The organism is Methylopila turkensis (genome assembly GCF_027922325.1).
GTDB lineage: Bacteria > Pseudomonadota > Alphaproteobacteria > Rhizobiales > Methylopilaceae > Methylopila > Methylopila turkensis.
The window spans coordinates 69,625-84,480 of sequence record NZ_BSFL01000003.1; the positions used below are offsets into that span (position 1 = coordinate 69,625).

The following is a 14,856-nucleotide window of genomic DNA, read 5'->3' on the forward strand; positions in this document are numbered from 1 at the left end:
CAGCCGAACGAAGGACGCCGCGCGCGGCGGCGTCGTCCCGGAGCGTCGCCATGGCGTCTTGGCGTGTCCTCTGCCTGCTTGCGGCCGCGGCCTTCGCCTCTCCCGCCGCCGCCTCTCCCGCCGTCGGCGTCGTCGAACGCGACCTGACGGCGCCGAGTCCCGCGCTCGGCAAGCCGATCCGCTACAGCCTCTATCGCCCCGCGACGCCGCCCCAGCGCGGCGAGCGCTGGCCTGTGCTGTATCTGCTCCATGGCGGCGGGCCGGGCGAAGCGGATTGGCTCGACGCCGGCGGGCTCGCGGCGACCATGGACCGCGCCATCGCCGAGGGGCGGATGCCGCCGACCGTGGTTGTGATGCCGTACGCCGGCAACAGCTGGTACGTCGACAATCCCGACGCGCAGGGCGAAGGCGCGATGGAGACCGCGCTGACGCGCGACCTCGTCGCCGCGGTCGACGCGCGGCTGCCGACCGCGAGCTGCCGTCAGGCGCGTGCGGTTGCGGGGCTCTCCATGGGCGGCTACGGCGCGCTGCTGTTCGCTTTCGACAAGCCGACCCGCTACGGCTTCGCCATCAGCCTGTCCGGCTCGATCGCGCAGCCGCTCGGGCCGCAGATGACGACGCGGCTGAAGCGGGCCAAGACTTTCTACGACGGCGCCTTCGGAACGCCGTTCAAGCGCGCGCGGTTCAACGCCTGGAACCTGTTCCCGAAGGCGCAGAAGCTTGCGCTGAGGCGCTACAAGCCCGCGGTCTATCTCAACGCCGGCGACAGAGACCCCGGCGGGATCGTGCAGGGGACGACCGAGATGCATCTTGCGCTGCTGCGCTCGCAGGTGTCGAGCAAGCTGACGATCGTGTCGGGCGAGCACGACTGGGCGCTGTGGCGGCGGGAGCTCGGGCCGGCGCTCGACTGGCTCGGGCCGCAGCTCGATCCGACCTGCGGCGCGGCGGTGGCCGGCGGCCCGTCCGCGCCCGCCCGCCACGCGGCCGTCGACGGCGCCACGGACGTTGGCGCGGATGCGCCTTCGCGCTGACCGCGCATCCCAATGAAAACGCCGGTGAAGCAGAGGCTTCACCGGCGTCGTTCATGCGGAGCATGATGATCGTCCCGCCGCAGCCCCGAAAGCCGCGAGCGGGAGCGAAGTCGGCTTAGCTGTCGAATCAGCCCTGGCGGCGTTCGCCGCCGGGGGCTCCGCCGCCGCGACGGCGGCGGTTCGGACGGCCGCCGGACGGCTTCATGAAGCCGACCGAGGCCATGTCGCCGCTGGAGCCGCTCCCTGAGCCCTGACGGGCGGCGTCCGCGCGGGCGCCGTGATGGCCCTGACCGTGGCCGTGGCTGCGGCGGCCCGGCTCGGAGCGGCCGGCGTCGCCATGGCCGCGGCCCGGCTGCTGGCGCTGGCCGGCGCCCTGCGCGGGACGCTGGCCCTGCGGACGGCCCTGGCGCGGCGGCCGCGCCTTCTGCGACGCGGCGCCGTCGCCCTCGGGCTCGGCCTTGCCGGCCTCGGAGCGACGGTCCTCGGACGGGATCGACTGCTTGATCAGCCGCTCGATGTCGCGCAGGTACATGCGCTCGTCGTTCGCGACCAGGGAGATCGCAAGGCCCGCCGCTCCGGCGCGCGCGGTGCGGCCGATGCGGTGGACGTAGGATTCCGGCACGTTCGGGATGTCGTGGTTCACCACATGCGTGACGCCGTCGACGTCGATGCCGCGGGCGGCGATGTCGGTCGCGATCAGCGTCTTGATGTGGCCGGTCTTGAACGAGCCGAGCGCGCGCTCGCGCTGGGCCTGGCTCTTGTTGCCGTGGATCGCCGCGGACGCGATGCCGGCTTCCTCGAGCTGGCGCACGACCTTGTCCGCGCCGTGCTTGGTGCGGGTGAACACCAGCGCGCGGCCGACGTCGGGGCTGCGCAGCACCTCGGCGAGGATCGCCTTCTTGCCGGCCTGCTCGACGAAGATGACCGTCTGCTCCACCCGGTCGGCGGTCTTGGCGACCGGCGTCACCTGAACCATGGCCGGATCGGTCAGCATGGCGTCGGCCAGATCCTTGATCGTCTTCGGCATGGTGGCCGAGAAGAACATCGTCTGCCGGCGATGCGGCAGCATCGGCAGGATGCGGCGGATCGAGTGGATGAAGCCGAGATCCAGCATCTGGTCGGCTTCGTCGAGCACGAAGAACTCGACCTGGTCGAGCCGCAGCATCTTGCCGTCGATGTGGTCGAGCAGGCGGCCGGGGGTCGCGACCAGAATGTCGACGCCGTTCGAAAGCTTGCGCACCTGCGGGCCGGCGGCGACGCCGCCGAAGACGACGGCGATCGAGAGCTTCAGGTTCTTGGCGTAGGAGCGGAACGAATCCGCGATCTGGCTGGCGAGCTCGCGGGTCGGCGACAGCACCAGCACGCGGCAGCCGCGGCGCGGCGCCATGCGCGGGTTCGCGATCAGCTTCTCGATGATCGGCAGCGCGAAGGCGGCGGTCTTGCCGGTGCCGGTCTGGGCGATGCCCATCAGGTCGCGGCCGGCGAGCAGAGCCGGAATCGCCTGCGCCTGGATGGGGGTGGGGGTGTCGTAGCCGTCGGCCGCGAGCGCCTTGAGGATGGGCTCCGAGAGGCCGAGGTCGGTGAATTTGGTCAAGTCTTTGATCTTCCGTGCAGCCGTGCGACCGCGCAGAGCCTGACGGCGCGCGGCGACGGCGGGTGCGTTTGAGACGCGCCCCGCGTGATCTGGGCTGTCGATGGTGTTCGTGGGCGTCCGGCAGGTTCGGGCGAGGGGCCCGACTCACGCGGCCTGGACGCGAGGGATCGCATCGTGTGCGATGCGCCTTATGTGCATGTGCGAAGAGCGGAAGTCAAGTTTCGAACGAAAGCGCAAGGGAAAGCCGGTCAGCTGCTCCAGTCACGAAGGGTTCATGTCGGTTCGAAAGAAGGCTTCGATGTCGCGATGTCCATGGAGGACGTTCACGACTTCAATCTCCGCGCGATGATAGCGGAAGAAGATGACGTAGCTTTTGAACGTGACGCTTCTCAGGCCAAGGCTGAGGTCATCGCGCGGCCGACCGAGCGTTCCCGGCAAGGACGAGAGTTCGAGACATCGGTCAGCGATGTCTTCCGCTAATCGAAGAGCCGCCGCCACGCTGCCGCTCTCGCGCGCCACGTATTCGATGATCTCGTCGATGTTGCGCAGCGCGGACGAGGTGTAGACGACGAATCGCACGTCAGCCGGCAGCTTTCGCCAACTCCCTGGCCTTGGCGGCTATAGCGGCTCGCACATCAGCGTCGGAATGTCTGCCGCCCTCGGCGATCGAGGCCTCGATCGTCGCTTTCAGATCGGCGAGCTTCGCCTCGCGCTCCTCGACCAGCCGCAGACCCTCGCGCACCACTTCGCTCGCGGAGCCGTAACGGCCCTGCGCCACGACCGAGGCGACGAACTCTTCCCAACGGGCGCCCACGGAGACGTTCATCGGCGATCTCCCACAATTGCAGCGGCAGGAAGAATAACATGAATTGCGCCATTCGTGTTATTCGCAGCCGTCCTCACCCCCGCAGCTTCTGCAGATGGGCCACCAGCCCGCGGGTCGAGGCGTCGAGGCTTTCGGCGCCGGCCTCGCCCTTGACGATCGGGATCAGCCGGTTCGCGAGCTCCTTGCCGAGCTCCACGCCCCACTGGTCGAACGAGTTGATCCCCCAGATCGCGCCTTGAGTGAACACCTTGTGCTCGTAAAGCGCGATCAGGCGTCCGAGCGTGCGCGGGTCGAGGGTGCGGTAGGCGAGCGTGCAGGTGGGACGCCCGCCCGGAAAGGTCTTGTGCGGGCTGAGCGCGGCGATCTCGTCCTCGCTCTTGCCCGCGCTCCGGAGGATGTCGGAGGCCTCCTCGGTGGTGCGGCCGGCCATGAAGGCCTCTCCCTGGGCGAGCCCGTTCGCGAGCAGCATGGCGTGCTGGTCGCCCACATGCTCGTGGGGCACGGCGCCGAGCAGGATGTCGGCCGGAACCACGTTCGTGCCCTGGTGCAGCAGCTGGTAGAAGGCGTGCTGGCCGTTGGTGCCGGGTTCGCCCCACACGATCGGTCCGGTCTTGCGCTTCACCGGCGCTCCGTCGAGCGTCACCGACTTGCCGTTCGACTCCATGTCGAGCTGCTGGAGATAGGCCGGGAAGCGGGCGAGCCGCTGGTCGTAGGGCAGCACGGCGTGGGTGTCGTAGCCGCAGACGTTGCGGTGCCAGATACCGATCAGGCCCATCAGCGCGGGGATGTTTTCCTCGAGCGGGGCGGTCCGGAAATGCTCGTCGATCTCGCGGGCGCCCTCGAGGAAGGCCTCGTAGTTCTTCGGGCCGATCAGGATCATCAGCGACAGGCCGATCGCCGACCAGATCGAGTAGCGGCCGCCGACCCAGTCCCAGAAGCGGAACATGCGCTCCGCGCTCATGCCGAAGGCCTCGACCGCCTGCACATTGGTGGAGATCGCGGCGAAATGGGCGCCTACGGCGGCTTCGCCCAGCCCGCCGACGAGCCAGCGCCGGGCCGCGCCGGCGTTCGCCATGGTCTCCTGGGTGGTGAAGGTCTTTGAGGCGACGAGGAACAGCGTGCGGGTGGGGTCGAGCCCGCGCAGCGTGTCGTTGATGTGCGCGCCGTCGACGTTCGAGACGAAGTGGCCGCGCAGGCCCTTCTGGACGTAGGGCGCGAGCGCGAGCGCCGCCATCGCCGGGCCGAGGTCGGAGCCGCCGATGCCGATGTTCACGACGTCGGTGAAGCGTTCGCCGGTCGCCCCCAGCAGCGCGCCGGAGCGGACGCCATCGGCGAAGCGGGCGGCCTTGGTGCGTTCCGCGCGCACGTCCGGCATCACGTCCTCGCCGTCGACCCGGATGACGGCGTCGGCGCCCGCCCGGAGCGCCGTGTGCAGCACGGCGCGGTCCTCGGTGACGTTGATCTTCTCCCCCGCGAACATGGCGTCGCGCCGGCTCTCGACGTCGGCCGCGCGCGCGAGCGCCGCCAGGAGCTCGATCGTCTCCGGCGTCACATGGGTCTTGGAGTAGTCGAACAGCAGGTCGTCGAGCGTGACGGAGAATCGGGCGAACCGCTGCTGGTCGTTCTCGAACAGCATCCTCAGAGACATGGCCTCGGTCTCGCGCCGGTGCTCGGCGAGGCGTTCGAACAGGACGTCGGTCGAGGTCATCAGGGAAAGATCTCCGGACGCTGCGCTCTGCGCGCAGGAACGCGGGCGGAAGATACCGTTCCGCGGCGGCTTGGCCATCGGGGAAACGCGTAAGCTCTGCGGATCAGATCGCGCTGGCGCCCTTCTCGGCGGGGCCGACCGCGGCGCGGAAGGCGGCGAACAGGTTGCGGCCCATGCCGAACTGGGGCTCGGTCTCCTCGAAGGCGGGCTCGCGGGCCTCGAACTCGGCGGCGTCCACCAGCACCTCGAGCCGGCCGCTCTCGGCGTCGAGCCTCATCAGGTCGCCGTCGCGGATCTTGCCGATCGCGCCGCCATGGGCGGCCTCCGGCGTGACGTGGATCGCCGCCGGGACCTTGCCGGAGGCGCCCGACATCCGCCCGTCGGTCACGAGCGCGACCTTGTGGCCGCGTTTCTGCAGCACGCCGAGCGCGGGCGTGAGCCGGTGCAGCTCCGGCATGCCGTTGGCCTTCGGTCCCTGGAAGCGGACGACCGCGATCACGTCGCGGTCGAGCTCGCCGGCGCGGAAGGCGGCTTCGAGGCCGTCCTGGGTGGAAAATACGCGCGCCGGCGCCTCGATGACCCAGCGATCGCGGTCGACCGCGGAGACCTTGATCACCGCGCGCCCGATGTTGCCGTCGAGCACCCGCAGCCCGCCGTCGGACTGGAACGGGGCGGCGACCGGGCGCAGCACCGAGGCGTCGCCGCTTTCGGCCTCGCCGTCTCGCCACACGATCTCGTCGCCGACGAGCGCCGGCTCCTTCTCATATTCGGAGAGGCCCGGGCCCATCACGGTCAGCACGTCGTCGTGCAGCAGGCCGGCGCGGCGGAGCTCGCGGATCAGGAAGCCCATGCCGCCGGCCGCGTGGAAGTGGTTCACGTCGGCCGAGCCGTTCGGGTAGATGCGGCAGAGCAGGGGGGTCGCGGCCGAGAGCCGGTCGAAATCGTCCCAGGTCAGCGTGATGCCCGCGGCCTTCGCCATCGCGACGAGGTGGATCGCGTGGTTGGTCGAGCCGCCGGTGGCGTTGAGGCCGACGATGCCGTTCACGAACGCCTTTTCGTCGAGGATCTGGCCGATCGGCGCGTAGCCGTTGCCCGAGCGCGTGATCGCGAGCGCTTGGGAGACCGCGGCGCGGGTGAGGGCGTCGCGCAGGGGCGTGTTCGGCTGCACGAAGCTCGCGCCCGGCAGGTGCAGGCCCATGATCTCCATGAGCATCTGGTTCGAGTTGGCGGTGCCGTAGAAGGTGCAGGTGCCGGGCGAGTGGTAGCTCGCGCTCTCGGCCTCCAGCAGCTCGGCGCGGCCGATCTTGCCTTCGGCGTAGAGCCCGCGGATGCGGCCCTTCTCGTCGTTGGTCATGCCGGAAGGCATCGGCCCGGAGGGCACGAACACCGCCGGCAGATGCCCGAACGACAGCGCGCCGATGACGAGGCCCGGCACGATCTTGTCGCAGATGCCGAGATAGAGCGCGGCGTCGAACATGTCGTGGCTGAGCGCGACCGCGGTCGAGAGCGCGATGACGTCGCGCGAGAACAGCGACAGCTCCATGCCGAGCCGGCCTTGGGTGACGCCGTCGCACATGGCCGGAACGCCGCCCGCGACCTGCGCCACCGCGCCGGCCTCGCGCGCCGCAGCGCGGAGAATGTCGGGGAAGCGCTCATAGGGCTGATGCGCCGAAAGCATGTCGTTGTAGGCCGTGACGATGCCGATGTTCGGGACCGTCTGACCCTTAAGCGCCGCCTTGTCGTGGCCACCGCAGCCGGCGAAGCCGTGGGCGAGGTTGCCGCAGGACAGCGCCGCCCGGTAGGGGCCGTCGGCGGCGGCCTTCGCGATGCCGTCGAGGTAGCGGGCGCGGGTCTCGCGCGACCGCTTGACGATCGCTTCGGTCACGTCTGCGATGCGGGCGTCGAGGGTCATGAGGACCTCCTGAAAGTGAGCGCCGCCGGTTTATCGAACCTCCGGGTCAGTCCCGGCTTGAGCCGGAACCCTGAGCCCATCGCGTCTTGATAAGCCGTCGCTATTGTCGAGAAACCCTGTGCGTTTCCGGGCCCCGGCTCAAGGCCCGAAAACGGCGTTCTCGTTCATTTCGCCCAAACGACCTCGAGCGGGCGCGGGCTGTGGGCGATTACGGCGCGGATCGGCATTTCCAGCGCGTCCTCGCCCCGCAGCGCCTTGTCGAGCACGCGCTTCTTGTCGTCGCCCTCGATGTGCAGCACCAGCATGCCCGCTGCGACCAGGGTCGGCAGCGTCAGCGTGATCCGCGGTTCGGGCGCAGCCGGCGCGCGCATTGGCACCACGAGCGCCTTGCCGGTCGGGTCGATCGCGTCCTCGAGCCGATCGCCCTCGGGAAAGAACGAGGCGGTGTGGCCGTCGCTGCCTAAGCCGATGATCGCGACGGTCAGCGGGCCCGAGAGGTCGGCGACCCGCTCCTGCACCTCCGGCAGCCCGCCCTCGGGCGATCCGGCGTCGGTCACCAGCGGCACGAAGGTCGCGGCCGCCGCGTTGTTCTGGAGCAGGTTCTGCTTCACCAGCCGGGCGTTGGAGCGCTCCTCGGTCTCCGGCACCCAGCGCTCGTCCACGAGCGTGATGGTGACGGACTCCCAGTCGAGCTCGGCCTTCGACAGCTCCTGGAAGAACAGCTTCGGCGTCGTGCCGCCGGAGACCGCGAGGGTGGCCGCGCCGCCGTCGGCGATCTCGGAGCGCAGGGCGTCGGCCGTGCGCGCCGCGAGGTCGGCGGCGAGCTCGGCCCGGCTCGGGAACTCCCGGAAGTCGATGTGCCGTTCCGTGGTCATGACGGGTCCTCGTGCCAGGTGCGGCCGTCGCGCTCGATCAGGGCGACCGCGGCGGAGGGGCCCCAGGTGCCCGCGGTGTAGGACGCCGGCGGCTGGCCGAGCCGCGACCACGCCTCGAGGATCGGATCGGCCCACATCCAGGCCGCCTCCACCTCGTCGCGCCGCATGAACAGCGCCTGGCTGCCGCGGATGACGTCCATCAGCAGGCGCTCATAGGCGTCCGGGTTGCGCACCTTGAAGGTGTCGGCGAAGGAGAGGTTCAGCGGCACCTCGCGGAACCTCAACCCGCCGGGGCCGGGGTCCTTGATCATGAGGTAGAGCTTCACGCCCTCGTCCGGCTGCAGGCGGATGACGAGGCGGTTCGGCGCCAGGAAGCCGCCGGCGGCCCCGAAGATCGACAGCGGCACCTCGCGGAACTGGATGACGATCTCGGAGACCTGGCTCGGAAGCCGCTTGCCGGTGCGGAGATAGAACGGCACGCCGGCCCAGCGCCAGGTCTGCACCTCCGCCTTCAGCGCCACGAAGGTCTCGGTGCTGCTCGCGGCGCCGTCGCCGAGCTCCTCGATGTAGCCGGGCACCGACTTGGCGTCGACGGCGCCGCTGCGGTATTGGCCGCGCACCGTCAGCGTCCGCACGCCTGCGTCGCCGATCGGCTTCAGCGCTCGCAGCACCTTCAGCTTCTCGTCGCGCAAGGAATCCGCGCCGAGCTCGCCGGGCGGCTCCATCGCGACGAGGCACAGAAGCTGCAGGATGTGGTTCTGCACCATGTCGCGCAGCGCGCCCGAGGTGTCGTAGTAGCCGCCGCGGGCGCCGACGCCGATCTTCTCCGCCACCGTGATCTGCACGTGGTCCACATGGGCGGAATCCCACACCGGCTCGAACAGAACGTTGGCGAAGCGCAGCGCCAGCAGGTTCTGGACCGTCTCTTTCCCGAGATAATGGTCGATGCGGTAGATCTGGCTCTCGTCCAGCACCTCGCCGACGGCGGCGTTGATCTCCCGGGCCGACTCCAGGTCCTTGCCGAGCGGCTTCTCCAGCACGACGCGGGTCTTCGGCGTGATCAGGCCGTGGTCGCGCAGATTGTGGACGATGGCGTCGAACAGGTCGGGCGAGGTCGCGAGGTAGAACGCCCGCACCCGGTCGAGGCCGTCGGCGAGCTTGCTCTTGAGGTCGCTCCAGCCCGCTTCGCCGGTGGCGTCGAGCGTCACGTAGTCGATCCGCGCGAGGAAGCGGGTCACCGCCGCCTTCTCGAGCTCGTCCGCCGACACGAACGTCTCCAGCGCCTGGCGGACCTCGGCCTTGAACGCCTTCTTGTCCATGTCCTTGCGCGACACGCCGATGATCCGGGTCGGCTCGGTCAGCTGGCCGTCATGGTCGCGACGGAACAGCGCCGGGAACAGCTTGCGGTGCGCGAGGTCGCCCGTCCCGCCGAACACGACGAGGTCGAAGGGATCGACGGCTACGATGCGGCTCGTCATCGGCGATGCGGCTCCTCGGGGCGGGGGCGGGACGCGTTTGTGCGGTTGCGAGATGATGGCGTGTCGGGGGGTGGTGTCAAATGCGCCGCCGTCATGCCGGCGGCGCGTAGGCCGCGAGGGTCGGGCCTCGAAGTCTCCTCACGGCCGCCAGGAGAACAGCGGCGCGCGCTTCTCGAGAAAGGCCGCGGCGCCCTCCTTGAGGTCTTCGCCCGAAAACCCGCCGCGCCACAAAAGGTCGAGCGCGTCGAGGTCGGGATCCGGCGCGGCGAGGGCGTCGATCGCGCGCTTCGCGGCGACGAGCGAATAGCGGGAGTTGGCGGCGAGCGGAGCCGCGAGCGCCGCGACCGATCCGTCAAGCTCCGCCGCGGGCACGACGCGGCCGACGAGGCCGATCGCCAGCGCCTCCTCCGCGCCGATCAGCTTGCCGGTGAAGATCAGCTCCTTGGCGCGCGCAGGCCCGACGGCGGCGACCAGCCGCCGGGTGCTCGCGACGGGGTAGACGATGCCGAGCTTCGCGGGCGTCACGCCGAAGCGCGCGCCTTCCGCCGCGATCCGTATGTCGCAAGCGAGCGCGAGCTGGCAGCCGCCGCCGACGCAGGGGCCCTCGATCGCGGCGATGGTCGGCTGCGGGATCGCCGCCAGCGCCTCCTCGCCGTCGCGCACGGCGTCGGCGTAGGCGCGCCGCCGCGCCTCGTCGGCCGAGGCCAGCGCGACGAACTCCGCGATGTCGGCTCCGGCCGAGAACACGCCGCCCGCGCCTCGCACCACGACGACCGCGACGTCGGGATCGGCGGCGAGCGCGGCCGCCGCGCGCGGCAGCGCGCGCCACGTCGCCTCGTCGATCGCGTTTTTCTTCGCCGGCCGGTTCACCGCGAGCGTCGCCACGGCGCCGGCTTTCGTCACGGTCACGGTCTCGGGCGGCGCGGCGGTCATCGGCGGGGCTCCTCGAAGGCGAGGCCGACGCTTAGCACCGACGCGCGGCGCGCGGGGACCCGGCCGATGGGCGCAGACGGGCGTTTTCGTGCAATCATGCAAGCGGACAGTCGCGCGGCGTGCGCTTGTGCGAACGGCGCGGCGGCCGCACCTTCTGCCGCGACGAACACGGGCGCCGGATGCGCCCCCAACGACAGGAGCGTTCGGTGACCAAGGTTCTCGTTCTCTATTATTCCACCTACGGCCATATCGAGACGATGGCGAACGCCGTCGCCGAGGGCGTGCGCGAGGCCGGCGCAGAGGCGGTGGTGAAGCGCGTGCCGGAGACCGTGCCGGAAGAGATCGCGAAGCAGAGCCACTTCAAGCTCGACCAGGCCGCGCCGGTCGCGACCGTGGACGAGCTTCCCGAGTACGACGCCATCGTCTTCGGCGCGCCAACCCGCTTCGGCACCGTCGCCTCGCAGATGCGCAGCTTCATCGACCAGACCGGCGGCCTGTGGTTCGCCGGCAAGCTGGTCGGCAAGGTCGGTTCGGTCTTCACCTCGTCCGCGACCCAGCACGGCGGGCAGGAGAGCACGATCCTCGGCTTCCTGCCGACGCTGCTCCACCAAGGCATGGTCGTCGTCGGGCTGCCCTACAGCTTCGCCGGCCAGATGAACATGGACGAGATCACCGGCGGATCGCCCTACGGCGCGACGACGCTCGCAAAGAGCGACGGTTCCCGCCAGCCGAGCGAGAACGAACTCGCCGGCGCGCGCTTCCAGGGCAAGCATGTCGCCGAGATCGCGGCCAAGCTCGCGAAATGACCGTTTTGCGCGCAGCGTGAAATTCACAACCTCATAGGTTGTGAATGATCCGGATTCATGCACCCTAGCGAGCATCGTGTCATGATGCGCGCTGGGGTTGCATGGCGTCGGACGGGGCCGTAGAGGCCTTCATCGAGCGGTGGCGGGACCGCGTGGGCGGGCAGGAGCGGGCGAACTACGCCATGTTCCTGAGCGAACTCGCCGACGCCCTCGGCGTGGCGCGGCCGGAGCCGGCCTCCGCCCACGCCGAGACCAACGACTACGTCTTCGAGCGGGTGGTTGAGGAGCGGGGCCGCGCGGGCGAGACCACCCGCCGCCGGATCGACCTCTATCGCCGCGGCTGTTTCGTGCTGGAGGCCAAGCAGTCGCGCTGGAGCGGCGGCGGCAAGGAGCTTTACGGGCGCGCCGACCTGCGCGGGCCGGAGCCTGCGGCGCGCGGCCGTCGCGGCGCCGAGCGCGCCTGGGACGTTCTGATGATGAACGCCCGCCGGCAGGCCGAGGACTACGTCCGGCTGCTGCCGGCGGGCCATGAGCCGCCGCCCTTCGTCATCGTCTGCGACGTCGGACATTGCCTCGAGCTCTACGCCAATTTCCGCGGCGACGGCAAAGCCTACCACCAGTTCCCGGACCGCGCCGGATTCCGCGTCTATCTCGAGGACATCCGCCGCCCCGAAACCCGCGATCTGCTGCGGGCGATCTGGGCCGACCCGCGCGCTCTGGACCCTGCGCGCAAGGCGGCCCGCGTCACCCGCCGGATCGCCGAACGGCTCGCCGCGGTCACGCGCGCCATGGAGCGGGCGGGGCGCGAGCCGGAGGAGGCCGCGCAGTTCCTGATGCGCCTGCTGCTCACCATGTTCGCGCAGAGCGTTGAGCTGCTCCCGCCGGGGTCGTTCAGCCGCCTGCTGGCGGAGTGCGAGAACGACCCCGCAAGCTTCCCGCCGCTCGTCGGGCAATTATGGGAGGTGATGGACACCGGCGGCTTCGCCTTCGGGCTCAAGGCCTCCGTCCGGCGCTTCAACGGCTCGTTCTTCAAGGACCGCAGCGTGTTCGCGCTCGGCCGCGAGGAGATCGGCGAACTGCGCGCCGCGGCCGCCCACGACTGGCGCGACGTCGAGCCTGCGATCTTCGGCGCGCTGCTGGAGCGGGCGCTTGATCCCGACGAGCGCCGCAGGCTCGGCGCGCATTACACCCCGCGCGGCTATGTGGAGCGGCTGGTGACGGCGACCGTGATGGAGCCGCTGCGCGCGGACTGGTCGGCGGCGCTCGCGACCGCCGAGCGCCAGCGCGCCGAGGGCCGGGCGAAGGACGCGCTGAAGACGGTGCGCGGCTTCCACGACCGGCTCTGCGCCGTCCGGGTGCTCGACCCCGCCTGCGGCACCGGCAACTTCCTCTACGTCACGCTCGAACTGATGAAGAGGCTGGAAGGCGACGTGCTTGAGGCGCTCGCCGATCTCGGCGGCCAGGAGGCGCTGTCCGGCCTCGAAGGCCACACGGTGGACCCGCGCCAGCTGATCGGGCTGGAGAAGAACCCGCGCGCGGCGGCGATCGCCGAGCTGGTGCTGTGGATCGGCTACCTGCAATGGCACGCGCGCACCCGCGGCGGCCCGCCGAGCGAGCCGATCCTGCGCGCCTTCCGCAACATCCAGGTGGCCGACGCCGTGTTCGCCGCGGAGACGTCGCTCGCCCGCGACGAGCACGGCCGGCCGCTGGCGGGGCCGGACGGCGGCGAGCGCCTGCGCTACGCCCTTCCGCGCCGGCCGGACTGGCCGGAGGCGGAGTTCATCGTCGGCAACCCGCCTTTCATCGGCGGAAAGGACCTGCGCGAGCGGCTTGGCTCGTCTTACGCCGAGGCGCTGTGGGCCGCGCATCCGCACATGAACGAAAGCGCCGACTTCGTCATGTACTGGTGGGACCACGCCGCGGAGCTGCTGACGCGGGCGGGCTCGCCGCTGCGCCGCTTCGGCCTCGTGACCACCAACTCGATCAGCCAGGTGTTCCAGCGCCGCGCGGTGGAGCGGCGGCTGGCGGGGCGCCCGCCGGTCTCGCTGGTGATGGCGATCCCCGACCATCCCTGGACCAAGGCCGCCCCCGACAGCGCCGCGGTGCGCATCGCCATGACGGTGGTCGAGGCCGGGATGAAGGACGGGCTGCTGCGCGAGGTCGTGCGGGAAGAGGGGCTCGACACCGACGCGCCCACGGTCGAGACGACCGAGCGGCGCGGCCGGATCAACGCCGACCTGACGATCGGAGCCGACGTCACGGCGGCGAAGGCGCTGCGCGCCAATGAGGGATTGGCGTCGCCGGGCATGAAGCTGCATGGCCGGGGGTTCGTCGTGACGCCGTCCGAAGCGGAGGCGCTGGGGCTTGGGCGACGCGAAAGCCTCGACCTTCATGTCCGGCCCTACCGCAACGGCCGCGATCTGACAGGCCGGCCGCGCGGCGTGATGGTGGTCGATCTGTTCGGCTTGGACGACGCCGCGGTCCGCGGACGTTACCCGGAGCTCTATCAGCATCTGCTGCGGACGGTGCGACCGGAGCGTCAGCGCAACAACCGCGAAAGCTATCGACGGAACTGGTGGACGTTCGGCGAACCCCGCGCCGATCTTCGCCCGGCGCTTGAAGGTCTCCCCCGCTACATCGCGACGGTCGAGACGTCGAAGCACCGGGTGTTCCAGTTCCTCGACGCCGACATCCTGCCCGACAACATGCTCGTCGCGATCGCGAGCGACGACGCGTTCCATCTCGGCGTGCTGTCGTCGCGCGTCCATCAGGTTTGGGCGCTGGCCGCCGGAGCGACGTTGGAGGACAGACCGCGCTACTCGAAATCCCGCTGCTTCGATCCGTTTCCCTTCCCCGAAGCGTCCCGCGCGCTTGTCGCCGAGATCGCAGCGGTCGCGGAGGAGCTCGACGTCCACCGCAAGCGGGTGCTGGCGGAGCGCCCGCGGCTGACGCTCACCGGGCTCTACAACGTGCTGGCGCACTTGAGGCAGGGCGTCCGCCCGGATGGACTGGCGCCGTCCGAGCGGCGGATCTTCGACGACGGGCTGGTGCTGATCCTGCAGGAGTTGCACGACCGGCTCGACGTCGCGGTCGCCGCCGCCTACCGCTTCGCGACCGATCTGCCCGCCGAGGAGGTCGTCGCCCGGCTCGCGGCCCTGAACGCCGCCCGCGCCGCGGAGGAGGCGAGGGGCGACGTGCGCTGGCTGCGGCCGGCCTATCAGGCCGCGCGCTTCAGCCGGGGGCCGGACCGGCGGCCGTCGTCTGCGCCCGGGCTGGGGCTCGGCGCCCCGCTCGCGGCGCGCGTCGCCAAGCCGTCCTTTCCCCGCGACGACGTCGCCCAGACGGCGACCGTCCTGCTCGCGCTGCTGGAGGCCCCGGGCCCGATCGACGCGGAGGGGCTCGCGCTTCGGTTCCGCGAGGGCCGCCGCGCCGCGCCGCGCATCGAGGCGACCCTCGCGGCGCTGGCGCGCCTCGGCGCGATCTCCGCTCCGGCGGAGGCAGGGGGCTTCGCGCTCCGCCGCGGCGCGTGAGGCGGGCCACCCGTCTCCGGGCGCCGTGGTAATCAAGTCGTGAACGCGCGCCCGCCTTCCGTCGGCAAATCCGGTCTCAGACGAGTCGCGTGCAGCGCAACACGTCATAAGACGTTTTTTGCGGGAACCTTCACTGGACACATCCGTTGTTGCGGCGAGGGGA

Annotated in this window: 11 protein-coding genes; 3 read left to right on the forward strand and 8 right to left on the reverse strand. The window is 70.7% G+C overall.

Annotated features, from left to right (window positions below; all coding sequences use genetic code 11):
* Window positions 1–50 precede the first annotated feature (50 nt).
* A complete protein-coding gene (locus PKE78_RS11560) occupies window positions 51–1,031 on the forward strand; it encodes an alpha/beta hydrolase (protein WP_271201057.1) in 981 nt (326 codons plus the stop codon).
* Between the two features lie 127 nt (window positions 1,032–1,158).
* Here PKE78_RS11560 and PKE78_RS11565 read toward each other — a convergent pair whose 3' ends face one another.
* From PKE78_RS11565 to PKE78_RS11600, 8 genes are all read right to left on the reverse strand, one after another.
* Window positions 1,159–2,625, reverse strand: a complete 1,467-nt coding sequence (locus tag PKE78_RS11565; RefSeq protein WP_271201058.1) for a DEAD/DEAH box helicase — start codon at window positions 2,623–2,625, stop codon at window positions 1,159–1,161.
* A 261-nt stretch (window positions 2,626–2,886) separates the two neighbouring features.
* A complete protein-coding gene (locus PKE78_RS11570) occupies window positions 2,887–3,204 on the reverse strand; it encodes a type II toxin-antitoxin system RelE/ParE family toxin (protein WP_271201059.1) in 318 nt (105 codons plus the stop codon).
* Window position 3,205: 1 nt separating this feature from the next.
* Window positions 3,206–3,451 carry a type II toxin-antitoxin system ParD family antitoxin gene (locus tag PKE78_RS11575; RefSeq protein ID WP_271201060.1) on the reverse strand — a complete coding sequence of 82 codons (246 nt, stop codon included), beginning with the start codon at window positions 3,449–3,451 and terminating at the stop codon, window positions 3,206–3,208.
* Window positions 3,452–3,524: 73 nt separating this feature from the next.
* Window positions 3,525–5,159, reverse strand: a complete 1,635-nt coding sequence (pgi, locus tag PKE78_RS11580) for a glucose-6-phosphate isomerase (protein ID WP_271201061.1) — start codon at window positions 5,157–5,159, stop codon at window positions 3,525–3,527.
* A gap of 103 nt (window positions 5,160–5,262) precedes the next feature.
* Window positions 5,263–7,071, reverse strand: a complete 1,809-nt coding sequence (edd, locus tag PKE78_RS11585) for a phosphogluconate dehydratase (protein WP_271201062.1) — start codon at window positions 7,069–7,071, stop codon at window positions 5,263–5,265.
* A 164-nt stretch (window positions 7,072–7,235) separates the two neighbouring features.
* Complete coding sequence (gene pgl, locus PKE78_RS11590; protein WP_271201063.1) at window positions 7,236–7,946, reverse strand: 6-phosphogluconolactonase; 711 nt, start codon at window positions 7,944–7,946, stop codon at window positions 7,236–7,238.
* Entirely contained in the window at window positions 7,943–9,424 is a 1,482-nt protein-coding gene (gene zwf, locus PKE78_RS11595; RefSeq protein ID WP_271201064.1) for a glucose-6-phosphate dehydrogenase, read from the reverse strand. Before zwf ends, pgl begins: the two co-directional genes overlap by 4 nt.
* A gap of 138 nt (window positions 9,425–9,562) precedes the next feature.
* Entirely contained in the window at window positions 9,563–10,357 is a 795-nt protein-coding gene (locus PKE78_RS11600; protein WP_271201065.1) for an enoyl-CoA hydratase/isomerase family protein, read from the reverse strand.
* 206 nt (window positions 10,358–10,563) lie between these two features.
* Here PKE78_RS11600 and wrbA point away from each other — a divergent pair, with 206 nt between their 5' ends.
* Both wrbA and PKE78_RS11610 read left to right on the forward strand, forming a co-directional pair.
* Entirely contained in the window at window positions 10,564–11,163 is a 600-nt protein-coding gene (gene wrbA, locus PKE78_RS11605) for an NAD(P)H:quinone oxidoreductase (protein WP_271201066.1), read from the forward strand.
* A gap of 101 nt (window positions 11,164–11,264) precedes the next feature.
* Window positions 11,265–14,693 carry a class I SAM-dependent DNA methyltransferase gene (locus PKE78_RS11610; protein WP_271201067.1) on the forward strand — a complete coding sequence of 1,143 codons (3,429 nt, stop codon included), beginning with the start codon at window positions 11,265–11,267 and terminating at the stop codon, window positions 14,691–14,693.
* Window positions 14,694–14,856 lie beyond the last annotated feature (163 nt).